Origin of the sequence: Bacillus sp. JUb11 (assembly GCF_024807925.1) — a bacterium.
Classification (GTDB): Bacteria; Bacillota; Bacilli; order Bacillales; family Bacillaceae; genus Bacillus; species Bacillus altitudinis.
In genome coordinates this window covers 315,331-340,263 of sequence record NZ_JANUEZ010000006.1, presented here as the reverse complement: position 1 = coordinate 340,263, position 24,933 = coordinate 315,331, and the positions used below count along the sequence as shown (strand labels likewise).

Here is a 24,933-nt window from a genome sequence, read left to right as displayed (position 1 = left end):
ATGAAGAAAATTTCAGTACTTGGAGCAGGGAGCTGGGGAACAGCTCTTGCGCTTGTATTAGCTGATAATCATCATGATGTACACATGTGGGGACATAGACAAGAATTAATTGATCAAATCAATGAGAAACATGAAAATCATGATTACTTGCCTAATGTTGCATTGCCAGCGTCTATTCAAGCGACAACAGATATGAAACAGGCACTAGAAGGGACAGATGCGATTATTGTCGCTGTGCCAACAAAGGCTATTCGAGAAGTATTGAAACAGGCAAATGAGTTCATTACGTCAAAGGTGCCATTTGTTCATGTCAGTAAAGGAATTGAACCAGATACGCTTCTTAGAATTTCTCAAATGATTGAACAAGAAGTCCCAGAAGCGAAAAGGGAAGCAGTGGTTGTCCTGTCAGGACCAAGTCACGCTGAAGAAGTTGGCTTGCGTCATCCGACAACTGTGACTGTCTCGTCAGAAAATATTGAAGCAGCTCAATTTGTTCAAGACTTGTTCATGAACAATAATTTTAGAGTGTACACCAACCCTGATGTGATTGGGGTGGAAATTGGCGGGGCGCTGAAAAACATCATCGCTCTTGCAGCAGGGATCACAGACGGACTCGGATATGGCGATAATGCGAAAGCAGCGCTCATCACAAGGGGTCTTGCTGAAATCGCCCGCCTCGGCACAAAAATGGGAGGAAACCCTCTTACGTTTGCCGGATTAACAGGTGTTGGAGATTTGATTGTCACATGTACAAGTGTTCATTCGCGTAACTGGCGCTGCGGGAATTTACTCGGTAAAGGATTTAAGCTCGAAGAAGTGCTTGAAAAAATGGGGATGGTTGTCGAAGGCGTCCGCACAACAAAAGGCGCTTATCAGCTCTCCAAAGAATACAAGGTCAGCATGCCGATTACAGAGGCTCTTTACGGCGTCCTATTTGAAGGGAAAAAGGTAGACGATGCTGTAGAATCCTTGATGGCACGTGTGAAAACACATGAGATGGAAGACCTTGTGAACATGTTCGAAAACCAAACAAAGTAATTGGAAGACTGAACTTAGGCGTGTAGAGGATGCAAGAAGGGGAAGACTTGCATAACATAACAATGAAGTTTGAATAGAGCTTTGCCTCTACAGAATGAGGAAAAATAGTCGACCTAATGACTGAAGCAGAGTCCCCCTCTTTGCTTCAGTTTTTTTATTCACTTTTTTCTGAATGATTGGAAAAATGATTGATATTTTACTTAATTTTGGTTTAGAATGAAATATAAACGCTTACAATTCGTTTATATTAAAGGGGGACAGGCACGATGAGTTTTGCTTTAATCAAGATGTGGTTTGCGCTTGGTTCAATGGGGCTCATGTTTTTAGCCGTTGTAACCATTTATTTGAGTAGGTTTAAGCTGAAGAGCCGATTTCTGAAAATAACAGCTTCGACTGTTGCGTACAGCTTGATGCTCATATCAGGTATCATTGTGTTTTTAGTTGTAGTTAGCGGGCCGGTCAATGAATAAAGAAAAAGGAAGAATGTGATGATCAAAGCAAAAATCAGTGTCATGCTGTTAACACTTATTTTACTTACGGGGTGCCTTTATCCAGAGAATCGCAAAGCTGAAAACCGCGTGCCATATAAAGAGCAGCTGCAAAGTGTGCAGACAGCGATTGAAGATTTTCAAAAAGCGACAAATGGCCTTTTACCGATTGAAACAAAAGAAGGCGACACACCTATTTATCAGAAGTATGTCATTGACTTTAAGCGTCTGTCACCAAGATATTTACACGATGTACCGTCGACATCTTTTGAAGGCGGGGGCGAATATATCTATGTCCTCACAGACGTCGAACAAAACCCAACGGTGAAACTGCTTGATGTCAAAATGACACAAACGATCAGTGAATTACGCCTGAGGATCAAAATATATCAAGATGAACATACATATCCGCCATATGGCAAAGTAGTATCCAAAGATTTATATACGTTAAATGAAAAAAAACTAGGGTTAAAAGCACCGCCTACAGTGACGAGCCCTGTCACGGGTGAATCACTTCCATTACTGATTTCCTCAAATGGCGAAATCTATGTTGACTATCGCAGTGATTTTGCCCAGATTTTGAAAAATACGAAACAAAAGCTGAAACCAGGTGAAAATATTCAAGATGTCTATTGGCAGGAAACTCCGTTTGTACCAGCGTTTTCTGTTCCATATACGATCAACAAAAAAGGTGAGCCGGCTTTTTTAGAAAAAAAGACGTCATAAACAAGAATGAACCTTTCTCCTCTGCATATAAATGAGGAGAAAGGTTTTTTTATGGCTAAACATACTCTCAAAACAAAAAAGGTGTCATATTCAAATAGGACAACGTCATACACATATATTGTCCTGACACCTTTCAAGCACCGTTTGATTGAAGTATAGAGTATTTTATTTGAAAACGAGGATAGCAAGTCCGGGAGGGGATCACTTGGAAAAAGTCGATATTTTCAAGGATATCGCTGAACGAACAGGAGGCGATATATATTTAGGAGTCGTTGGAGCTGTTCGTACAGGGAAATCTACGTTTATTAAAAAGTTTATGGAGCTCGTGGTGCTCCCGAATATCAATAATGAGGCAGACCGTGCAAGAGCACAGGATGAATTGCCGCAAAGCGCAGCAGGAAAAACCATTATGACCACAGAGCCAAAATTTGTGCCAAATCAAGCGGCATCCATTCACGTGAGTGACGGCCTGGATGTTAACATTAGGCTTGTCGATTGTGTAGGCTACACCGTGCCTGGTGCACGTGGGTATGAAGATGAAAATGGTCCGAGAATGATTAATACGCCGTGGTATGAAGAGCCAATCCCGTTTCATGAAGCAGCGGAAATTGGTACACGCAAGGTCATTCAAGAGCATTCAACCATTGGTGTTGTGATTACAACAGATGGATCAATTGGGGAAATCCCAAGACATGACTATATTGAATCAGAAGAACGTGTCATTGACGAACTCAAAGAAGTTGGAAAGCCTTTTATTATGGTGATCAACTCTGTGAGACCTTATCACCCTGAAACAGAAGCACTGCGGCAGGAACTTAGTCAAAAATATGATATTCCTGTACTCGCGATGAGTGTCGAAAGTATGAGAGAACAAGACGTCCTCAGTGTACTTCGTGAAGCATTATATGAATTCCCAGTGCTTGAGGTGAATGTGAACCTGCCAAGCTGGGTTATGGTACTAAAAGAAGATCATTGGCTAAGAGAGAGTTATCAGGATTCAGTGAAAGAAACCGTCAAGGATATTAAGAGATTAAGAGATGTTGACCGAGTGGTAGGTCAGTTCAGTGAATTCGATTTTATCGAAAGAGCGGGCTTAGCGGGCATTGAAATGGGTCAGGGGATCGCAGAAATTGATCTGTATGCGCCGGATGATCTATATGATCATATCCTAAAAGAAGTGGTTGGTGTGGAAATTAGGGGCAAAGATCACCTTCTTGAGCTCATGCAAGATTTTGCACATGCGAAAACGGAGTATGATCAAGTGTCTGACGCTTTAAAAATGGTGAAGCAGACTGGTTATGGAATTGCGGCACCAGCTTTGTCGGATATGAGTTTAGATGAGCCGGAAATCATTAGGCAAGGATCAAGATTCGGCGTCAGATTAAAAGCAGTCGCGCCATCTATTCATATGATTAAGGTAGATGTAGAAAGTGAGTTTGCGCCGATTATCGGAACAGAAAAACAAAGTGAAGAGCTCGTCCGATACTTAATGCAAGACTTTGAGGATGATCCGCTTTCTATCTGGAATTCCGATATATTTGGACGCTCACTCAGCTCGCTTGTCAGAGAAGGCATTCAAGCAAAACTCTCGCTGATGCCGGAAAATGCAAGGTATAAACTAAAGGAAACGCTTGAACGAATTATTAACGAAGGATCAGGCGGTCTGATCGCGATTATTCTATAGGATGTGAGACCTCTCATTGATGGGGGTCTTTTTTTGCGTGCGGGTGAAGTCATAAAAAGACAATTGTATAAAGATTAGTCAGATTCAGGCTGAAATTAGGAATATTCGTTCGCAAAAGTGCCCTTAATCCTTGACGAATAAGGATTCTTCCCTTTAAAATGCTTGATATGGTATTTCATATGTGTTAATCTACTTACAGAAAATCTTCACTTTGTTGGACAAACATTCCTTCAAAGAGAAGTTTTCTAATGAAAAGCCATGTATGACGCTTTCTAGACGCTCTTTTTTTCAAAAAAAGTGTATAGAAAGAAGATGAATTGTGAAGAAATGATAACAATCTATTGAATGCATATTTTTGGGAGGAGGTGAAAGGCATGAACAAGACAGAACTTATTAACGCGGTTGCTGAAGCAAGCGAGTTATCTAAAAAAGACGCGACAAAAGCAGTTGATTCTGTTTTTGATACAATTTTAGATGCACTTAAAAATGGTGACAAAATCCAACTTATTGGTTTTGGTAACTTTGAAGTACGTGAGCGTTCAGCTCGTAAAGGACGTAACCCACAAACTGGTGCAGAGATCGAAATCCCTGCAAGCAAAGTACCTGCTTTCAAACCAGGTAAAGCACTTAAAGACGCGGTGGCAGGTAAATAATCGTTATGTGTAATGATCCTATTGAAGGAGTTATACATATACAGTTTCACACTGGTCTAGAAAAGCCCCTTTGATAAGGGGCTTTTCCTTTTGAATCAAATGGTTTGTTTAGAACGCTCTCCTTTGCTTTTAGGATCTGAAGTGTGCTAGAATCTGAATGAAATGTAATCGCCTTTGGAGGATATAATACATGAGTGAAATAAATAAAGAATTAATCGAACACGCGGTACGCGATATATTAAAAGCAATCGGAGAAGATCCAGATCGTGAGGGACTTCTTGATACCCCAAAACGAGTAGCAAAAATGTATGAAGAAGTGTTCTCGGGATTAAATGAAGATCCAAAAGAACATTTTAAAACCATTTTTGGTGAAGATCATGAAGAACTTGTTCTTGTGAAAGATATTGCTTTTCATTCAATGTGTGAACACCATCTTGTGCCATTCTATGGCAAAGCCCATGTCGCTTATATTCCGCGCGGCGGAAAAGTAACGGGACTCAGCAAGCTGGCGAGAGCAGTAGAAGCCGTGGCAAAGCGCCCGCAGCTTCAGGAGCGCATTACATCAACGATTGCAGATAGTATGGTGGAAACTTTAAATCCACATGGTGTGATGATTGTCGTTGAAGCAGAGCATATGTGTATGACGATGCGCGGAGTGAAGAAACCCGGCGCTAAAACCGTCACTTCAGCCGTACGCGGTACATTTGCAAATGATGCGGCAGCAAGAGCAGAAGTGCTTTCATTTATTAAAAACGACTAATCCATAGATGGAAGGTGAACAGATTGAGTGAAAATAAAGCATCTGATTTTGTGGTGATTAAAGCCATTGATAATGGTGTCAATGTGATCGGCTTAACTAGAGGTTCCGATACAAGATTTCACCATTCCGAAAAGCTCGATAAAGGTGAAGTCATTATCGCACAATTTACTGAGCACACATCAGCCATCAAAGTGCGAGGCGATGCTGTCATTCAAACAAGCTTCGGTGAAATTCAAAGCGAAGCAAAGAAATAACGCACGACTATGCACTTGATAGCATGAAAGTCAGGCCTGATATGGTATAATAAATCTCTATACAATGTAGAGAGCTACATATGAAACTGTAATTTTTGGGACAAGGGTGATATCTTTGCAAGACATCTACGGAATTTTATCTAATCTGAATATAAAATTAAACAAAAAGCTTTCTCATCCTTATTTGGCGAAGCATTTGCGTGCGCCGCTCATCGATGAAGATAAGCTCCTTCTTTTTCATGCAATGTTTGATGAAGCTCAAATCGATGCTGAGAAAAAAGAAAATTATATTTTAACGGCGATGCTTGTGCAAATTGCCCTTGATACCCATGACGAAGTCACAACTGCTGCAGCCATCAAACAAGACGAGTTCAAAAATCGTCAGTTGACCATCCTAGCAGGAGACTATTTCAGCGGTCTCTATTACTCTCTTCTCTCTGACATGAAAGATATTTACATGATCCGTACTCTCGCCACGGCGATCAAAGAGATTAATGAACATAAAATTAGACTATATGATCGATCCATTCAAGATGCAGCCCACTTTTATAAAAGTGTTGCTACAGTAGAATCTGCGCTATTCCAAAGAATTTCTGAGCACTTTCAATTGACGCATTGGAATGAAATTGCAAGTCGCTTCCTTGTTTATAAACGTTTTATGAAACAAGTAGAAGACGACAAACATTTAAAACTTTTTTTGAACGATAGCTATACGGACGCCTATACATGTTTTGACAACTTTGAAAGTGAAGGCTATGAAAAGGCCAAACGATCAATCAAGGAGCATCTAGTTTCATCTCCGATCGTTCAAAAAGAGCTATTAAATCGCTTGGATCATATGAAAAATGAACCTGCGTACCATCAGAAAGTGGAAGAAGGGTAAGTCATGCAGCAATCAAAAGAACAGCGAGTACACGGTGTATTTGAAAAAATTTATAAAAACTATGACCAAATGAACTCTGTCATTAGCTTTAAACAGCATAAAAAATGGCGCGATAAAACAATGAAGCTCATGAATGTTCAAAAAGGAGCCAAAGCACTAGATGTATGCTGCGGAACTGCCGATTGGACGATTGCGCTTGCAGACGCTGTTGGAGAAACAGGCGAGGTCAAAGGTCTTGACTTCAGTAAAAATATGCTGAGTGTTGGCGAAACGAAGGTGAAAACAGGCGGCTACAATCAAATTGAGCTGCTCCACGGCAATGCAATGGAGCTTCCTTTTGAGGACAACTCATTTGATTATGTCACAATCGGTTTTGGCCTTCGAAATGTCCCTGATTACTTAACAGTGCTAAAGGAAATGACACGAGTGGTAAAACCCGGTGGAATGGTTGTCTGCCTTGAAACATCACAGCCTGAGATGATTGGGTTTAAACAAGGATATTATGTCTATTTCAAATACATCATGCCGCTCTTTGGCAAGCTGTTTGCCAAAAGCTATCAGGAGTATTCATGGCTTCAAGAATCAGCCAAAACGTTCCCTGGCATGAAAGAACTGGCGTCTCTTTTTGAAGAGGCCGGTCTGTCTGATGTCTCGTATCATCCATTTACAGGCGGTGTAGCAGCAACACATATCGGAAAGAAGCTTTGAATAAACGATATTTGGGTGAAAATAATGAAACTAAAAGCAATGATTTCTTTTCTAAATCATGATATCGATATAATTGAAAAAGAGCTTGAACAAACCGTTCGCTCTGATTATGCATTATTAAGTGAAGCCGGTCTTCATTTGCTGCAAGCGGGCGGAAAACGAATCCGCCCCGTTTTTGTTCTCCTTTCAGGCATGTTTGGTGACTATGATATTAATAAAATTAAATATGTAGCCGTAGCGCTTGAATTAATCCACATGGCATCACTTGTCCATGACGATGTCATTGATGATGCAGAACTGAGAAGAGGAAAACCGACGATTAAAGCAAAATGGGACAACAGAATTGCGATGTACACGGGGGATTACTTATTTGCAAGGTCACTCGAGTACATGACGAAAATCAATCACCCAATGGCACATGAAATTTTGTCAAAAATGGTCGTCGAGCTCTGTCTTGGGGAAATAGAACAAGTCAAAGATAAATACAACATGGACCAAAACCTTCGTACATATTTAAGAAGAATTAAACGAAAAACAGCCTTGCTTATTGCAGGCAGCTGCCAATTAGGTGCGATTGCAGCTGGAACAGATGAAAAAACACATAAAGCCCTTTACTGGTTTGGGTACTATGTTGGTATGTCGTACCAGATCATTGATGATGTCCTTGATTTTACAGCAACTGAAGAAGAATTAGGTAAACCTGTTGGTGGGGACCTTTTACAAGGAAATGTTACCCTTCCTGTTTTATATGCGCTTCAGAACCCGACGTTAGAAGGTCAGTTGAAGCTGATCAATAGTGAAACGACGGAAAAGCAGCTGAAACCTGTGATTGAACATCTCAAACAAACAGATGCGATCGACCGTTCCATTCGAGTGAGTGAAATGTATTTGAAAAAAGCATTTGAACAGCTCGATCAACTTCCGCGTGGGCGGGCTAAATCTTCATTAGCGTCGATTGCAAAATATATTGGTAAACGAAAATTCTGATCAACGTTTCGTTGATTGGTTTTTTTGTGAAATTTTTTGTCAAAAATTGATTATTATAAAAAAAAATGATACGATCACTTTGTAACAATGTAAGCCTATACATACATAACGACGGGGTGGAAAACGTATATGGACAAAACATTTCTTATGGTCAAGCCTGATGGTGTGGAAAGACAATTAATCGGTGAAATTGTGTCAAGATTCGAAAAAAAGGGGCTTCAGCTTGTTGGAGCAAAGCTCATGAGCATTCCAAAAGAAGTAGCAGAAACACATTACGGAGAGCATAAAGAAAAACCATTTTTCGGTGAATTGGTTGACTTTATTACGTCAGGACCTGTATTTGCGATGGTATGGCAAGGTGAACAAGTCGTAGACGTAACAAGGCAGATAATTGGAAAGACAAATCCGAAGGAAGCGCTTCCAGGAACAATAAGAGGCGACTATGGATTAACTGTTGGCAAAAACATTATCCATGGCTCAGACTCACCAGAAAGTGCCGAAAGAGAAATCAACCTTTTCTTCAAACAAGAAGAACTGACAAACTGGGATCAAACGATCTCAAGCTGGATTTATTAATGTTCAAGCCAAAGTGTTCATCAAATGATCACTTTGGCTTTTTTATATTGAGATTTCTATACGATTTTTCGCATGAGATGATACAAATTTATGATAAAAACAGCTATACTAGGACAAAGATAGATGAGACAGGAGAGGACATTGATGGATCAGTATCAAGTATTTGTTGGGAAATGGAAAAAACTAACTGGGGTAGATCTGAATTTATATAAAGAAGCACAAATGAAACGAAGATTAACATCTCTTTATGATAAAAAAGGATATAAAGATTTTGAGGCATTTGCGTCTGCTCTTGAAAAGGACAAAGCGCTATTAGATGAAACGATGGATCGAATGACGATCAATGTGTCAGAATTTTACCGAAATTATCAGCGCTGGGAAGTACTTGATCAAAAAATCCTGCCGCTGCTTTCAAAAAACAGCGGCACCCTAAAAATATGGAGTGCAGCTTGCTCTACTGGAGAAGAGCCATATACACTCTCAATGTTGCTATCAAGCCATCCGCTTGTGAAGGACTTCCAAATTATTGCAACGGATATAGATGATAAAGTCCTGCAATCTGCGCAAAAAGGAAGATATCATGAACGATCTTTGCAAGAGGTGCCAGATCAAATCAAGCAAAAATATTTCACCAAAGAAGATTCTTCATTTTACACGGTGAAGGATGAGATTCGAAAGCACATTCAATTTAAGAAACACAACCTTTTAGCAGATCCATATGAAAAACAGCTGGATCTCATCGTGTGCCGAAATGTCCTCATCTACTTTACAGAAGAGGCGAAAGAAGAAATTTACTTAAAAATGAGCAGCAGTTTAAAGCAAAACGGCGTATTATTTGTTGGTTCTACAGAACAAATTTTTCACCCAGAAAAGTTTGGACTAACCTCTGCTGATACTTTCTTTTATCAAAAGAAGGGGTAGTAGCTGACTTTTTAGTAGGAAGTGTGTTATTATAGTTTTACTTAAAAGCGTTAATGCGATGAAGGGAGAATAAGTCATGAGGTACTTAACAGCAGGTGAATCACATGGTCCACAACTGACCACAATTATTGAAGGAGTTCCAGCGGGACTTTACATAGAGCAGGATGACATCAATTATGAACTGGCTAGAAGACAAAAAGGTCATGGCCGCGGAAGAAGAATGCAGATTGAAAAAGACCAAGCAAAAGTGTTAAGTGGAGTCCGCCACGGGAAAACATTAGGTTCTCCTATTGCACTTGTTGTTGAAAATAATGATTGGAAGCACTGGACAAAGGTCATGGGTGCAGAGCCGATTACTGAAGAAGAAGAGAGTGAAATGAAGCGTCAAATCTCTCGTCCAAGACCAGGGCATGCGGATTTAAATGGTGCGATTAAATATGGTCACCGTGATATGAGAAACGTATTAGAGCGCTCATCAGCACGCGAGACAACGGTTCGTGTAGCAGCAGGTGCAGTAGCGAAACAAATTTTGGCTCACCTTGGAATCAAAGTGGCTGGTCACGTCCTTGAAATTGGTGGAGTAAAAGCTTCCCATACCGCTTATGAATCTATTGAAGATTTGCAAAAAGTAACAGAAGAATCACCTGTTCGCTGCTATGACAGTGAAGCTGGTCAAAAAATGATGGATGCCATTGACGAAGCGAAGAAAAACGGCGATTCAATTGGTGGTATTGTCGAAGTCATCGTTGAAGGGATGCCAGTTGGAGTCGGCAGCTATGTGCACTATGACCGCAAACTGGATAGCAAGCTTGCGGGTGCAGTACTTAGTATCAACGCTTTTAAAGGGGTTGAATTCGGTATTGGCTTTGAGGCGGCTTCTAAAAATGGCAGTGAAGTTCATGATGAAATCATCTGGGATGAAGAAAAAGGCTATACGAGAAAAACAAACCGTTTAGGTGGTCTTGAAGGCGGAATGTCAACTGGCATGCCAATCGTCGTAAGAGGGGTTATGAAACCAATCCCAACCTTATACAAACCATTGCAAAGCGTGGATATTGAAACAAAAGAACCTTTCTCTGCAAGTATTGAGCGTTCTGACAGCTGTGCTGTTCCAGCCGCAAGTGTTGTAGCAGAAGCAGTTGTTGCATGGGAAATCGCCAATGCAGTGGTTGAGCAGTTTGGTCTTGATCAAATTGACCGCATTAAAGAAAATGTGGACAAAATGCGCCAGCTTCAGAGGGAGTTTTAATGAAAACACTGGAAGTGAAGACGTCTTCAGCCACTTATCCTGTATATATCGGTGATGGGATTAGACAAAATATCGTAGACTTGATTACTTCCACTGGACGATCCTACACGAAGCTCTTTATCGTGACAGATTCAGCCGTCGATGCCCTTTATGGAGATGAAATGGTTCAATTACTTAAACAGAAATGGTCTGTACAAAAAGTAGTGGTGCCAAACGGAGAACAATCAAAATCTTTTGCGCAGTTTGAGCAGATTCATACGAAAGCCATCCAATTTCAACTCGACCGCTCCTCATGCATCATTGCATTAGGCGGCGGGGTGATTGGAGACTTGGCTGGCTTTGCTGCTGCCACTTATATGAGAGGCATTGATTTTATTCAAGTGCCGACCACGCTGCTTGCACATGATAGTGCAGTCGGCGGAAAAACCGGAATCAATCATCCGCTCGGCAAAAATTTAATTGGTGCGTTTCATCAACCGGCTGCTGTCATCTATGATACAAGTATGCTAGAGACACTCTCACCAATAGAGCTGAGATCAGGCTTTGCAGAAGTGATAAAACATGCACTGATTTCAAGTGAAGTCTTTTTATCAGAACTGATGTCCATTCGTTCGTTGACAGAATTATCAAAGGATGAACTTGCACATATGCTTTATAAAGGGATTCAAGTGAAAGCATCCATTGTTCAAGAAGATGAAAAAGAACAAGGTGTGCGGGCATACTTGAATTTAGGTCATACACTAGGGCATGCCATTGAAGCGGAGTATGGATACGGTGCGATCACGCATGGAGATGCCATTGCAATTGGCATGCAGTTTGCTTTATATGTCAGTGAAAAAGAGCAAGGACTCAGCCTAGATCGTGAGAAACTTAAAGTGTGGATGAAAGAACTAGGGTTCCCAGTTCAAGTCACACAAACGATTTCAACCAAAACATTTGTCGATCGCATGATTGGTGATAAGAAGGCAAGAGGCGGGAGTGTTCAGTTTGTTTTGCTAAAACAAGTTGGAGACGTCACCCTGCAATCTTTCACAAAAGATGAGCTGTATCACTGGCTCGAAGAATGGAAACGGGAGGAGGGCTGTCTATGATGTTTCGCGGGATACGCGGGGCTACAACTGTGACAGAAGATACAGAAACAGAAGTGTTAACCAAAACGAAGCAGCTGCTAGAAGCGATCATTTCAAAAAATCAAGTAGATCCAGAGCGTGTCGTGCAGATCTTGATTTCAGCTACACAAGATATTCACTCTGTTTTTCCAGCAAAAGCACTCAGGCAGTTTGAAGGATGGACCTATGTGCCTGTTACTTGTATGCAAGAGCTTGACATTGATGGAGGTCTAAAGAAGTGTATTCGCGTTTTAATGACCGTTCAGACAGATGTCAAGCAGGAAGACATCCAGCACGTATACTTGGAAGAGGCTGTCACGCTTCGGCCTGATTTACAGTTGACAAAAAACAAGGAATTATAATACGATATGAACAGCCGAAGTTTACACACAGGTGTGAACGGCATTGCAAGCTTAGAGAAGATGAGAATGAGACTAGGGTAGTTGAGATGAGTAGAGTTGAGCAGAGATACGATACTTCTATTTAATCATACTGCCTAAAAGAGCGAAGCCTCTTTTAGGCTTATTTCGTATACTCAAACAAATCCTCAAGATGTCCCCTCATTCTCCTTAATTCCATTTAAGGAGTGTGCTTATGAAATCCCAATCAAACCTTACCCAATTTTTAAGAGACAGTCAGTTTTACAAAACCATCCCGATTGTTGAAACCATTACAGTTGATACGCTCTCACCCATTCAAATTGTTGAGAAACTGAAACAGGATATTGTGTATTTGCTAGAAAGCAAAGACGAATCTTCTAGCTGGTCGAGATATTCCTTTATCGGATTACATCCTTTTTTAACATTACATGACGAGCAAGACCATTATATTGCTCGTGACGCTGCGGGAAAGACAGTGATGCAAAAAGCGGAGCTGAAAGAGTTGCTTGACTGGATGAAAGAGCAATATCAAATCAAGACACCTGAAATTGATATTCCATTTACTGGCGGAGCCGTAGGGTACTTAAGTTACGACCTCATTCCAAACATTGAGCCGTCTGTCAAGCCGCATCCGAATGCATCAACAACAGATAATTGCACATTATTTGTTTGCCAAACAATGGTTGCATTTGATCACGAAACAAACCAAGTTCATTTTATTCAGTACACGCAGCTGAACGGTCATGAAACAGAGGAAGAAAAAATTCTGGTTTATCGAGAAAATCAAAAGCAGCTTGAACTGATGATACAGCAGCTTCATACAAAAATTGATATGAAAGAACTTATTATCTCAGGGAATATGAATGAATCCCCTTCTTTTGAACAGGTGACGTCTACCTATGAAAAAGCAAAATTTTTAAAGGATGTCGAAAAAATCAAGGAGTATATTCGAGCGGGTGATATCTTCCAGGGTGTACTTTCTCAGCGTTTTGACATTCCAGTGACAGTGAGCTCATTTGAATTATATCGTGTGCTTCGGATCGTCAATCCATCACCGTATATGTATTTTATGAAATTAAAAGATCGAGACTTAGTCGGAAGCTCGCCAGAACGATTAATCCATGCGAAAAACGGACACTTAGAAATCCATCCAATTGCTGGTACAAGAAAACGAGGAATGACAAAAGAAGAAGATGATGCACTAGCAAGAGAGTTGCTCGATGATGAAAAAGAAAAAGCAGAACATTACATGCTGGTGGATCTGGCTCGAAATGATGTGGGACGTGTGGCAGAATACGGCAGTGTGTCTGTCCCAACTTTTACAAAAGTCGTGAATTTTTCGCACGTCATGCACATTATTTCTATTGTGACAGGAAAGCTGAAGCAGGATACACATCCAGTAGACGCGCTTATGTCCGCTTTTCCAGCAGGCACATTGACAGGCGCCCCCAAAATTAGGGCGATGCAATTATTAAACGAATTGGAGCCTGAGCCAAGAGAGACGTATGGCGGCTGTATTGCCTATATTGGTTTCGACGGCAATATCGATTCCTGTATTACCATACGCACAATGAGCGTCAAACATCAGACTGCTTCTATACAAGCAGGTGCCGGCATTGTCGCTGATTCCGTTCCAGAAAACGAATGGGAAGAGACATGTAATAAGGCAGGAGCACTTCTAAAAGCCATTCAGCTTGCTGAACATATTTTCTCAGAAAAGGAGAGTGTGCCAAATGAATCAACGACTATCAGCTCTTGTTAATGGAGGAAAACTATCAGAAAAAGAAGCGAATGGCCTGATGCATGATATGATGAGCGGCTCGTTAACAGATGCTGAAGTCGCTGCTAGTCTATCTATTTTAGCGCATCGAGGAGAAACTGCCGAAGAAATGACAGGCTTCGTGAAAGCCATGAGGCAGCATGCAGCACCAGTAGAAAGGTCACTTGATGTTGTTGATACGTGCGGGACAGGAGGCGACGGTTTATCAACATTTAATATATCAACAGCCGCTGCCATCGTTGCTTCGGCTGCTGGGGCGAAAATCGCCAAGCACGGAAATCGTTCCGTCTCCTCTAAAAGCGGGAGTGCTGACGTGCTAGAATGTCTTGGTATTCAAATTCAATCCACACCTGAAGAAACAAGACGGCAAATACAGCAGAAAAACATGGGCTTTTTATTTGCACCGCTCTATCATTCTTCTATGAAACAAGTAGCCGCCGTACGCAAGCAGCTCGGATTTCGGACGGTATTTAACTTATTAGGACCGCTTTGCCACCCGATGCAGGCCAAAAAGCAAATCATCGGTGTGTATGCAAAGGAAAAGGCAAAGCTCATGGCGAAAGCTCTTGCTCCTTTAGAGCCAGAACATGTCCTGTTTGTTTGCGGAGATGATGGGCTGGATGAATTAACCATTACAGCAAATTCATACATCATTGAACTCAAAAAAGGTGTCATGACAGAATATACGTTAAACCCAGAAGACTTCGGACTTGAAAAAGGGCATTTATCAGACATTCAGGTCGAATCACCAGAAGAAAGCGCCAAATTGATTCAGAATATATTGAATTATCAAGCGGGTGGAGCACCGCTTCATATTACAGCGCTTAATGCTGGGGCCGCATTATATGTGGCAGGAAAAGCAGAGAGTCTGATGGCAGGAACAATGAAAGCATTAGAAACGATCAAAAACGGATCAGCTAAAGAACAATTAGCCCGTCTAAAACAAAAAACGAAAGAGGAAGAGATCTATGCTTAATCAAATTATCGCCCGTAAAAAAGAACATGTGCAAACCTTGCAATTACCTGAGGAAGGACATTATGAAAGACAATCATTTAAAGAAGCCCTTATGAATCCTCACCGCTCGATCGGACTGATTGCTGAGGTGAAAAAAGCGTCTCCTTCCAAAGGAATCATTCAGCCTCATTTTGATCCTTTACAGACAGCAAAAGCATACGAAGCATCAAATGCTGATTGTTTATCTGTCTTAACGGATGAACCGTTTTTCCAAGGGAAAAACGAATATTTGTCTCTTATTAAAGAACACATCACACGTCCCATTTTAAGAAAAGATTTCATTATTGACTCTATACAAGTAGAAGAATCGAAACGGATAGGGGCAGATGCCATTTTATTAATTGGAGAGGTGCTTGAGCCGCAAAAGCTGTATGAGCTCTATACAGAAGCGAAAGAAAAAGGACTGGATGTCCTCGTTGAAGTACATGCAGCACATACACTAGAAAAGATTTTACACCTATTCACTCCTGAGATCATCGGTGTGAACAACCGGAATCTCAATACGTTTACAACAACTGTTGAACAAACAAAAGAGATCGCGCCACTTGTTCCAAAAGACGTATTACTAGTAAGTGAAAGCGGGATAAAGACATTTGATGATCTGACCTTTGTGAAACAGTACGGAGCAAATGCCGTTCTTGTTGGTGAATCTTTAATGAGGGAACAATCACAGGAGAAAGCCGTTCAGGCATTGTTCGGAGAATGAAGAAAAGTAAGCCTTACTTAAAATATTGCGGGGCTGTCTCACAAGAGGATGTCGCATGCATCTCGCAATCTCAAGCGGATGCCATCGGTTTTATTTTTGCGCCGAGTAAAAGACGAGTTGATCCAGATCAAGTGAAACACTGGCTGTCACAAGTAAAATGCAAAAAAGAGATAGTGGGGGTATTTGTGAATGAAAAAACACCAAAAGTGTGCGAGATCACAAACAACCTCCCCTTAGATATTGTGCAGCTTCATGGCGATGAGACGCCAGAAGATGCAAGCGACATCAAACAACAAACGAAGGCGCTCGTTTGGAAAGTGTTCCATCACGAGCCCGATGTAAACGACACACTTGAACATATGACGGCATTTGCTCCAAGTGTCGACGGCTTTCTCATTGATGCGAAAGTAAAAGGAATGAGAGGCGGTTCTGGAACAGCTTTTGCATGGGAGGCGGTGCCTTCATATGTTCAGCATGCAAAACAACTGGGAAAAACTTGCGCCATTGCTGGCGGGATCACGCCAGACACCATAATAGATCTGCTTGCTTTTGGTCCAGACGCCATAGACCTTTCAAGCGGTATAGAAGAAAACGGGAAGAAAAGTAGTACAAAGATGAAAGTGCTCGAAGAAAGGATGTTGAACCATGTACGCATATCCAAATGAGATTGGCAGATATGGAGAATTTGGAGGGAAATTCGTTCCTGAAACGCTCATGCAGCCACTAGAAGAGATCGAACAAGCTTTTCGTGAATTAAAAGAAGACCCTGCTTTTCAAAAGGAATATATATCGCTTTTGAAAAACTATTCAGGCAGACCAACTGCACTCACATACGCTGATCAATTATCGGCATATCTCGGTGGTGCTAAAATCTATTTAAAAAGAGAAGATTTAAACCATACAGGCGCTCATAAAATTAACAATGCGCTTGGGCAGGCACTGCTAGCGAAAAAAATGGGGAAATCAAATATCATCGCCGAAACAGGAGCAGGTCAGCACGGTGTAGCTGCTGCAACAGTGGCCGCAAAATTCGGTTTATCCTGCACTGTATTTATGGGAAAAGAAGATGTGGAAAGACAATCACTCAATGTGTTCCGAATGAAACTACTCGGCGCTGAAGTTATACCTGTCACAAGCGGGAATGGAACATTAAAGGATGCAACCAATGAAGCCATCCGCTATTGGGTCCAGCATTGCAGTGACCACTTTTATATGATCGGCTCAGTCGTTGGACCTCATCCGTATCCTCAAATCGTCAGTGAATTTCAGCGGATGATCGGAGATGAGGCAAAAGCGCAGATACTTGAAAAGGAAGGGCAGCTTCCTCATAAAGTCGTTGCCTGTGTTGGCGGAGGGAGCAATGCGATAGGAATGTACCGGGCGTTCTTAGATGAAGAGGTCGATATCATTGGTGTAGAAGCTGCTGGGAAAGGAATCGACACTCCGCTTCATGCAGCGACCATCACGAAAGGGACAAAAGGTGTCATACATGGATCTTTGACATACTTGATTCAAGATGAATTTGGTCAAATTATTGAGCCTTATTCGATTTCAGCTGGATTAGACTATCCGGGGATCGGGCCAGAGCATGCGTATTTGCATGCGAGCGGCCGGGTTCAATATGTGAGTGCGACAGATCAAGAAGCACTAGATGCGTTAAAGCTGCTCACAGAAAAAGAAGGAATCCTGCCAGCGATCGAATCTGCACATGCTTTAGCAAAAGCGTTTGAAATGAGCCAGAACATGAGTGAAGACGACATTGTTCTTGTCTGCTTGTCAGGCAGAGGAGATAAGGACGTGCATACATTAATGAATGTGCTTGAAAGTGAGGGTGAAACAAAATGATCACATTTCAATTAGAGCAAGGTCAGAAATTATTTATTCCATTTATTACAGCGGGTGATCCATCAGAAGAGATCACCATTGATTTAGCCCTCGCGCTTCAAGCAGCAGGGGCACATGCGATTGAACTAGGTGTTCCGTATTCCGATCCGTTAGCGGACGGCCCCGTCATTCAAAGAGCTTCTAAAAGAGCACTTCATCATGGTATGAATATCGTAAAAGCGATAGAATTAGCAGGAAAGATGAAAAAAAACGGCGTAAAAATTCCTGTAATTCTATTTACGTATTATAATCCTGTGTTACAATTAGACACAGAATACTTTTTCGCTTTACTGCGCAAAAATCATATTTCGGGGCTCTTAACACCCGACTTGCCTTTTGAAGAGAGTAGCGAGCTGCAGAAGAACTGTCAAGCACACGACATTTCATATATATCACTCGTTGCACCAACAAGCAAGGAACGATTAGAAAAAATTGTAGAGCAGGCAGAAGGTTTTGTGTATTGTGTTTCATCTCTCGGCGTCACAGGTGTCAGACAATCTTTCGACGCATCGATTACAGATTTTATTCAACAAGTGAAACAGCTGAGTCAAATACCAGTTGCTGTAGGTTTTGGTATTTCAACAAGAGAACAAGTAGACTCAATGAATAAAATGAGTGATGGTGTCGTTGTCGGCAGTGCGCTTGTCAAAAAAATTGAAGAGCTTCAAGAACAATTAGTAGCAAGTGATACACGCCAAGAGGCTTTAAGAGAATTTGAAACATATGCAAAAACATTTAGTCCCCTCTATTCATTCAAATGAGGTGAAACATTTTGCAAATCAAAGATCAATTAAAACAGCTAAAACCGTATCAACCTGGGAAACCAATTGAAGAGGTCAAAAAAGAATATCAATTAGACAAAATTGTGAAATTGGCTTCAAATGAAAACCCTTTTGGATGTTCCACACATGCAAGAGAGGCCATACAAGCTGAACTTGAACATTTAGCGATTTATCCAGACGGATACAGCGCAAGTTTAAGAACGGAACTGGCTGAGTTTCTTCAAGTAAATGAAAAACAATTAATATTCGGGAATGGCTCAGATGAACTTGTGCAAATTATTGCTAGGGCATTCCTTGATCAACATACAAATACGGTGATCCCATCCCCGTCATTCCCGCAATACCGTCACAATGCAGTGATTGAGCATGCAGAGATTAGAGAAGTACCACTTCTAAATGGAGGAGCTCATGATCTAAAGGGAATGCTGAATGCGGTGGATGACAACACAAAAGTCGTTTGGGTGTGTAACCCGAACAATCCGACAGGAAATCATTTGTCAGAGTCTGAGCTCGTATCGTTTTTAGATCAAGTGCCTGCTCACGTGCTTGTCGTTCTAGATGAAGCATATTTTGAATATGTTCGCGCGGAAGACTTTCCGAACAGTTTATCTCTATTAAAAGCCTATCAAAATGTCATTGTACTGCGCACGTTCTCTAAAGCATATGGACTTGCGGCACTTCGAGTAGGTTATGGGGTTGCCTCAGAGGAGTTGATTACTGCCATTGAACCTGCGAGAGAGCCTTTTAATACAAGTCGTATCGCTCAGGCAGCTGCACGTGCAGCCATTAAAGATCAAGACTTCATTCAATCGTGCAGACAAAAAAATGAAGCAGGTCTTAAACAATATCAAGAATTTGCAGACCGTTTTGGATTGTTTATCTATCCATCTCAAACAAACTTTGTGCTGATTGATTTTAAAAGAGATGCAGATGAGCTGTTCAATGCACTTTTGAAAAAGGGCTATATCGTTCGATCTGGTCAAGCTCTCGGATTCCCAACTTCTTTACGTATTACTGTTGGAACAAAGGAGCAAAATGAAGAAATCCTAACTACACTTGCCGATTTATTACAAGGCATTCGTGCGTAGCATAACAATGAAGTCATATCCTGTTTATGGGATATGGCTTTCGTTGTAACTCATCCAATATACATATAAGCTATTGAAACAGCTTGTTTAATTTACGCGAAAAATCAGGTGATGAACATGAATGAAGCAAACGAAACCATATTAATCGCTGGGCTTGGTTTAATTGGTGGTTCTATTGCACTGTCGATTAAAAAAGAATTTCCACATAAAAAAATTGTAGGCTATGATGTCTCTAAAGAACAAATGATTGCTGCAACAAAACTAGGAATCATCGACGCGACTGCCGAATCCTTGATGGAAGGCTTAAAAGCATCAGCAACGATTATTTTGGCAACGCCAGTACAACAAACCGTCAAAATGTTAAGTGATATTGCAGCATCTGGTATTGAAAGAGAGCTCACGATTACGGATGTAGGGAGCACAAAGCAAAAGGTCGTTCACTTTGCTGAAAAAACGTTGCCTGATCATTACCAATTTATTGGCGGGCATCCGATGGCAGGGTCTCATAAGTCAGGTGTCATTGCAGCAAAAGACTTTTTATTTGAAAATGCATTCTACATTTTAACGCCAGCAAAAGTAACAAGTCGTCAAGCTGTTGACCGTTTGAAGGATCTACTGAAGGGAACCAATGCTCATTTCATTGAAATGACACCCGAAGAACATGATGCTGTGACAAGTGTGATTAGTCACTTTCCACACATCGTCGCTGCCAGTCTTGTGCATCAAGCGCATCATTTTGAGGAAGAATTTCCTCTTGTAAAACGGTTTGCTGCTGGAGGCTTTCGAGATATTACCCGTATTGCATCAAGTAATCCTGCAATGTGGCGCGATATCCTGTTGCACAATAAAAACAAGATTTTAGACCGATTTCATGAATGGAAAAAAGAGATTGACCGCATTGAATCCTTTGTGCAACAAGAAGATGCTGAGGGGTTATTCTCTTATTTCCAAGAGGCCAAGGAATATCGCGACGGCCTGCCTCTGAGGAAAAAAGGAGCGATCCCTGCTTTTTATGATCTTTATGTCGATGTGCCGGATCATCCAGGTGTTATTTCGGAAATTACAGGATATCTAGCAAATGAAAACATCAGTATTACAAATATCCGTATTATTGAAACGCGAGAAGACATTAACGGGATTTTACGCATTAGTTTTCAAACAGATAATGATCGAAAGCGGGCAGAACTCTGTATAAAAAATAGAGCAAATTACGATACATTTTATGCTGATTGAGGTGAGGAACATGAAAATTCATAAAAGTGCTCCTATGAATGGAGAAATTCATATTCCAGGAGATAAATCCATTTCTCATAGAACTGTGATGTTTGGCGCTATTGCTGACGGGACTACAGTAGTAAAAAACTTTCTTCCTGGCGCTGATTGTTTAAGCACGATCGATTGTTTTAGAAAGATGGGTGTCGACATCGAACAAAAAGGTACAGATGTTGTCATTCATGGTAAGGGACTAAAAGGACTTAAAGAGCCGAGTGATATTCTCGATGTCGGTAACTCTGGCACGACCATTCGTTTAATGATGGGAATCTTGGCTGGCTGTGAGTTCCACAGTACGCTGATCGGAGACGAAAGTATTGCCAAAAGACCGATGAAACGGGTAACAGGTCCGCTAAGACAATTAGGAGCCAAGATAGATGGCAGAGCAAATGGCGAGTATACACCGCTTTCTATACGTGGGGGTAATTTAAAAGCTATCTCTTATGAGTCTCCAGTTGCCAGTGCCCAGATTAAGTCGGCTGTCCTTCTAGCTGGACTGCAGGCAGAAGGAACAACGACGTTAACTGAACCGCATAAATCAAGAGACCATACCGAAAGAATGTTATCAATGTTTGGTGTCTCGCTACATGAAGATGCACAAAGTGTTTCAATTGAAGGTGGACAAACGTTAAAAGCAACAGATGTATTTGTCCCTGGAGATATTTCTTCAGCTGCATTTTTCTTAGTGGCTGGATCTATCGTTCCAAACAGCCGGATTGTATTGAGAAATGTCGGTTTGAACAAAACGAGAACTGGTATTATAGATGTGCTAAAACAAATGGGTGCAGACCTCGACATTCAAGAAGTGGATGCTAAAGGCGGAGAACCGTACGGTGATTTAACGATCTCTACCTCTTCATTAAAAGGGATCGACATTTCAGGTGATATGATCTCTAGACTGATCGACGAAATTCCTATTATTGCGCTCCTAGCTACTCAAGCAGAAGGAACAACGATCATTAAAGATGCTGCTGAATTAAAAGTGAAAGAAACCAATCGTATTGATACAGTCGTTTCAGAACTTAAAAAACTAGGTGCTCATATTGAAGCAACAGATGATGGAATGAAGATTCATGGTAAAACGAGACTTAAAGGCGGCGCAGTCGTCTCAAGCTACGGAGATCATCGAATTGGTATGATGTTAGGAATTGCGGCATGTATAACAGAGCAAGCAATCGAGATTGAAGATACAGATGCAGTACGTGTATCTTACCCAAATTTCTTTGAACACATTGAATACTTAACGCAAACAGTCTGAGGATTTCCTCAGGCTTTTTCTTTCCTTTTGCATATTTGAAAGAACTATAGCATAGCTTGTCTCAAGGTGAAACCTTGAAAAAGAGCATTTTGCTGATTCAAAAACAATTTTTTAGTGTATTCGGTTTACAAATCATCAGTTTAGTAAAGTATTGATTGAAAAAGAGTCTTCAAAACACAAAAATGGCTTCATGTTAAAAGAGCAACATATTTGCTGGATATGCAGCTGTCGATTATGATATGAAGTAACAACAGTTTAGGTTTTTGGAAACAGAAAGGAACGGTTTGATTTGAATAGTTCATTACAAGAAGCCATAAAATTAGTTGAGGCGGGTGAGACTGAAAAGGGACTCCAAACACTTGCTCAAGCAGAGAAGCATCTTCATGATGAAGAAAAAGCGCAGGCAGCTCAGTTATATTATGACTGGGGAGATATTGACAAAGCGCGGAACCTCATTAGTGATTTACATGATTTATATCCAGAAGAAACAGGATTAACCTGTTTTTATGCAGAGCTGTTAATAGACTCTGATGAAGAAGAGAAGGCAATAGCAGTTCTTGAAACGATTCCTGAAGATGACGATGCGTATCCAGAGAGTTTATTGTTAATGGCAGATTTGTATCAAATGCAAGGACTATTTGAAGTTAGTGAACAAAAGCTTTTAAAAGCGAAAGAGTTACTACCTCATGAAGCCGTCATTGATTTTGCTTTAGGGGAATTGTATTTTTCCCAAGGTCTTTCAAAGAAAGCAGCCGACTATTTCTACAAAGTGGCCGATCAACAAAATGAAATTGGTGGTGTCAATGTATATCAGCGGCTCGCTGAATCATTAAGCACAGCTGGAGAATTTGAAGATGCCCTTGAATGGTATGAAAAAGCTGTAAAGGATCAAGTGGATCCAAATACACTTTTTGGCTACGGATTTACAGCGATGAGGGCTGGCAGAACGAAAACGGCTATTCAGCAGCTCTCTGAACTAAAAGATATTGATCCTTCGTATTCGTCACTTTATATGCCTTTAGCCAAAAGCTATGAGGAAGAAGGACTATATCATGAAGCTTTAGAGATAGTAAAAGAAGGAATTAAAGTGGATGAGTATAACAAAGAGTTATATTTATATGGGGCAAAGATTGATTTAAAAAATGGCCATTCGGAAGATGCGAAAAAATTGCTTCAAGAAGCACTTGCTCTTGATCCAGGATATATTGAAGCGGTTCAAACGCTGCTTGCGATCTATTTAAATGAAGAGCTGTTTGATGAAATTCTGGATGTGATTAAAGAGGTTAAAAGCTTTGGGGAAGAAGATCCAAAATGGAATTGGTATGCTGCTTCTGCTTCTGTCGGACGAGAAGAATACGATGAAGCCGCTGAGTATTTCAAACTTGCTCTGCCTGATTTTGATGAGGAACGTGACTTTTTATATGAATATGCTTCGTTCCTTTTAGAAGAAGGCAGACAAAAAGAAGCCTTGCCGTTATTACGAAAAGTTCTTCAGAAAGATGGCACGAATGAAGAAATTGAAGAAACGATTTTAAGAATTGAAGACGAAATTTCCTTATAGTTTGCAGGAATGAAGAACTGGTTTGTTGAATAATTCATGTATAGCAATTTAATTTACGATAGAGGAGGGAATAACATGCAGACCCCTGTTTCTGTCAATGAAAAGAAGGAATTTATCCGGTGGTTCTTAAACCATTATCAGTTAAAGCGAAGAGAGTGTGTTTGGATATTAAATTATTTAATGAGTCACGACTCTTTGATGGAAAAGGTTCATTTTGTAGAGCAAGCAGAATTTTGCCCAAGGGGAATTATTATGTCAACACACTGTGTGGATGAAGTTCCCTTTAGATTTTATAAAGAAAATATCATGACGACAGATGCAGAAAAATCATTTCATGATATTCGTTTGAATAAACAGCAAGATTTGTTTATTCAATTGAATTTCCGATCTGCATATCGTTCGCCGGAATATGCCGCTGTACTTGAAACAAATCCTCATATTCCTAAAGATCTTTATGAAAATGAAAAAGATAAAGATCTTGCTGAGAAAGTGCTAGAGCATTCTATCGCTACTTTCCAAAAAGAACGGCTGATGAAAGAAATCGATGAAGCGCTTGACCGTCATGATCAAGAAACATTTAATAAGTTAGCAAAAGAATTAAGCCTATTATCATAAACCAAGCCAATAAGCCTTGCCCTATACAGGCAGGGCTTATGTGATGAAAGAGGGGAACTAGATGAAGTTTCAGGCGGAGGACGCGGATCTCTTTTTACAATCTAAAGATTACATTGATACCGCTATCATTCCATTAGTTGGGATAAATGCAAGCCATATCAAACAAACCGTGTCTTTAGGTGAGTTTACAATGCTTGTGGCAGAGGATCTTGAAAGGCAACTGAAAGGCAGAGTGTTTCTTTTTCCTCCATATACATATTTAGAAGTAAATAATCGTAAGCAAGAAGACATACTTGCACTAAAACAATCATTGCAAGAACATTTTCAGCATGTTGTGTTTATCACATCTGATAACAAATGGAAAGAACAGCTAGAAGTGAGCGAATCGGCATTTATATTGCAGTCTGTTCCGCTTGAGCATTTAAAGGTCAATTTAAAGCAAAAAGTCATTCAAGACAGTGTAGAACAAATTTTGAACTTTTTGTTACAAAAATGGAACCCGTCATAAAAACCCTTACATTTGCATTGTACATAGCTTTTTAGGCTGTTGACCTTG

27 protein-coding genes are annotated in these 24,933 nt (G+C 40.7%); all 27 read left to right on the top strand.

All coding sequences use genetic code 11. The features are described 5' to 3' along the window. Entirely contained in the window at positions 1–1,038 is a 1,038-nt protein-coding gene (locus M2369_RS13805) for an NAD(P)H-dependent glycerol-3-phosphate dehydrogenase (protein ID WP_041507017.1), read from the top strand. A 266-nt stretch (positions 1,039–1,304) separates the two neighbouring features. Beyond that, positions 1,305–1,508: a DUF2768 domain-containing protein gene (locus tag M2369_RS13800; protein WP_024718503.1), complete on the top strand. Its 204-nt coding sequence runs from the start codon at positions 1,305–1,307 to the stop codon at positions 1,506–1,508. An 18-nt stretch (positions 1,509–1,526) separates the two neighbouring features. Then, positions 1,527–2,252: a hypothetical protein gene (locus M2369_RS13795; RefSeq protein WP_007500961.1), complete on the top strand. Its 726-nt coding sequence runs from the start codon at positions 1,527–1,529 to the stop codon at positions 2,250–2,252. A gap of 205 nt (positions 2,253–2,457) precedes the next feature. Then, a complete protein-coding gene (spoIVA, locus tag M2369_RS13790; RefSeq protein ID WP_008344534.1) occupies positions 2,458–3,936 on the top strand; it encodes a stage IV sporulation protein A in 1,479 nt (492 codons plus the stop codon). A gap of 374 nt (positions 3,937–4,310) precedes the next feature. Next, the gene (hbs, locus tag M2369_RS13785; RefSeq protein ID WP_003215863.1) at positions 4,311–4,589 is read left to right on the top strand and encodes a non-specific DNA-binding protein Hbs; all 279 of its coding nucleotides are present in this window, start codon (positions 4,311–4,313) and stop codon (positions 4,587–4,589) included. A 190-nt stretch (positions 4,590–4,779) separates the two neighbouring features. After that, on the top strand, positions 4,780–5,349 hold the full coding sequence (folE, locus tag M2369_RS13780; RefSeq protein ID WP_003215789.1) for a GTP cyclohydrolase I FolE: 570 nt from the start codon (positions 4,780–4,782) through the stop codon (positions 5,347–5,349). 23 nt (positions 5,350–5,372) lie between these two features. After that, positions 5,373–5,603 (top strand): trp RNA-binding attenuation protein MtrB, encoded by a 231-nt coding sequence (gene mtrB / locus M2369_RS13775; RefSeq protein ID WP_008344541.1) that lies wholly within the window; start codon positions 5,373–5,375, stop codon positions 5,601–5,603. A 115-nt stretch (positions 5,604–5,718) separates the two neighbouring features. Next, positions 5,719–6,486, top strand: coding sequence for a heptaprenyl diphosphate synthase component 1 (locus tag M2369_RS13770; RefSeq protein WP_041507018.1), 768 nt, complete (start codon positions 5,719–5,721; stop codon positions 6,484–6,486). A gap of 3 nt (positions 6,487–6,489) precedes the next feature. After that, positions 6,490–7,194: a demethylmenaquinone methyltransferase gene (locus M2369_RS13765; RefSeq protein ID WP_007500957.1), complete on the top strand. Its 705-nt coding sequence runs from the start codon at positions 6,490–6,492 to the stop codon at positions 7,192–7,194. Positions 7,195–7,218: 24 nt separating this feature from the next. Beyond that, a complete protein-coding gene (gene hepT, locus M2369_RS13760; RefSeq protein WP_024718506.1) occupies positions 7,219–8,181 on the top strand; it encodes a heptaprenyl diphosphate synthase component II in 963 nt (320 codons plus the stop codon). Positions 8,182–8,310: 129 nt separating this feature from the next. Further along, positions 8,311–8,757: a nucleoside-diphosphate kinase gene (gene ndk, locus M2369_RS13755; protein WP_003216015.1), complete on the top strand. Its 447-nt coding sequence runs from the start codon at positions 8,311–8,313 to the stop codon at positions 8,755–8,757. Positions 8,758–8,901: 144 nt separating this feature from the next. Then, positions 8,902–9,678 (top strand): CheR family methyltransferase, encoded by a 777-nt coding sequence (locus M2369_RS13750; RefSeq protein ID WP_008344547.1) that lies wholly within the window; start codon positions 8,902–8,904, stop codon positions 9,676–9,678. A gap of 76 nt (positions 9,679–9,754) precedes the next feature. Then, the gene (gene aroC, locus M2369_RS13745; protein WP_007500947.1) at positions 9,755–10,927 is read left to right on the top strand and encodes a chorismate synthase; all 1,173 of its coding nucleotides are present in this window, start codon (positions 9,755–9,757) and stop codon (positions 10,925–10,927) included. Then, positions 10,927–12,018, top strand: coding sequence for a 3-dehydroquinate synthase (gene aroB, locus M2369_RS13740; protein ID WP_041507019.1), 1,092 nt, complete (start codon positions 10,927–10,929; stop codon positions 12,016–12,018). Before aroC ends, aroB begins: the two co-directional genes overlap by 1 nt. Continuing rightward, positions 12,015–12,398: a chorismate mutase gene (aroH, locus tag M2369_RS13735; protein WP_008344549.1), complete on the top strand. Its 384-nt coding sequence runs from the start codon at positions 12,015–12,017 to the stop codon at positions 12,396–12,398. The genes aroB and aroH overlap by 4 nt, the downstream gene beginning before the upstream one ends. A 232-nt stretch (positions 12,399–12,630) precedes the next feature. Continuing rightward, complete coding sequence (gene trpE, locus M2369_RS13730; RefSeq protein WP_041507020.1) at positions 12,631–14,178, top strand: anthranilate synthase component I; 1,548 nt, start codon at positions 12,631–12,633, stop codon at positions 14,176–14,178. Next, the gene (gene trpD / locus M2369_RS13725; RefSeq protein WP_041507021.1) at positions 14,150–15,172 is read left to right on the top strand and encodes an anthranilate phosphoribosyltransferase; all 1,023 of its coding nucleotides are present in this window, start codon (positions 14,150–14,152) and stop codon (positions 15,170–15,172) included. The genes trpE and trpD overlap by 29 nt, the downstream gene beginning before the upstream one ends. Then, positions 15,165–15,917: an indole-3-glycerol phosphate synthase TrpC gene (gene trpC / locus M2369_RS13720; protein ID WP_041507022.1), complete on the top strand. Its 753-nt coding sequence runs from the start codon at positions 15,165–15,167 to the stop codon at positions 15,915–15,917. The genes trpD and trpC overlap by 8 nt, the downstream gene beginning before the upstream one ends. After that, positions 15,914–16,582: a phosphoribosylanthranilate isomerase gene (locus tag M2369_RS13715; protein WP_024718510.1), complete on the top strand. Its 669-nt coding sequence runs from the start codon at positions 15,914–15,916 to the stop codon at positions 16,580–16,582. The genes trpC and M2369_RS13715 overlap by 4 nt, the downstream gene beginning before the upstream one ends. Further along, the gene (trpB, locus tag M2369_RS13710; RefSeq protein ID WP_007500937.1) at positions 16,563–17,762 is read left to right on the top strand and encodes a tryptophan synthase subunit beta; all 1,200 of its coding nucleotides are present in this window, start codon (positions 16,563–16,565) and stop codon (positions 17,760–17,762) included. The genes M2369_RS13715 and trpB overlap by 20 nt, the downstream gene beginning before the upstream one ends. Then, positions 17,759–18,562, top strand: a complete 804-nt coding sequence (gene trpA, locus M2369_RS13705) for a tryptophan synthase subunit alpha (RefSeq protein ID WP_017359752.1) — start codon at positions 17,759–17,761, stop codon at positions 18,560–18,562. The genes trpB and trpA overlap by 4 nt, the downstream gene beginning before the upstream one ends. An 11-nt stretch (positions 18,563–18,573) precedes the next feature. Continuing rightward, complete coding sequence (hisC, locus tag M2369_RS13700; RefSeq protein WP_041507023.1) at positions 18,574–19,671, top strand: histidinol-phosphate transaminase; 1,098 nt, start codon at positions 18,574–18,576, stop codon at positions 19,669–19,671. 117 nt (positions 19,672–19,788) lie between these two features. Then, positions 19,789–20,904, top strand: a complete 1,116-nt coding sequence (locus M2369_RS13695) for a prephenate dehydrogenase (RefSeq protein WP_041507024.1) — start codon at positions 19,789–19,791, stop codon at positions 20,902–20,904. 10 nt (positions 20,905–20,914) lie between these two features. After that, a complete protein-coding gene (aroA, locus tag M2369_RS13690; RefSeq protein WP_259254600.1) occupies positions 20,915–22,201 on the top strand; it encodes a 3-phosphoshikimate 1-carboxyvinyltransferase in 1,287 nt (428 codons plus the stop codon). 289 nt (positions 22,202–22,490) lie between these two features. Continuing rightward, entirely contained in the window at positions 22,491–23,762 is a 1,272-nt protein-coding gene (locus M2369_RS13685) for a tetratricopeptide repeat protein (protein WP_035702924.1), read from the top strand. A gap of 75 nt (positions 23,763–23,837) precedes the next feature. After that, positions 23,838–24,377: a ReoY family proteolytic degradation factor gene (locus M2369_RS13680; protein ID WP_008344562.1), complete on the top strand. Its 540-nt coding sequence runs from the start codon at positions 23,838–23,840 to the stop codon at positions 24,375–24,377. 61 nt (positions 24,378–24,438) lie between these two features. Next, on the top strand, positions 24,439–24,885 hold the full coding sequence (locus M2369_RS13675) for a YpiF family protein (protein WP_024718515.1): 447 nt from the start codon (positions 24,439–24,441) through the stop codon (positions 24,883–24,885). Positions 24,886–24,933 lie beyond the last annotated feature (48 nt).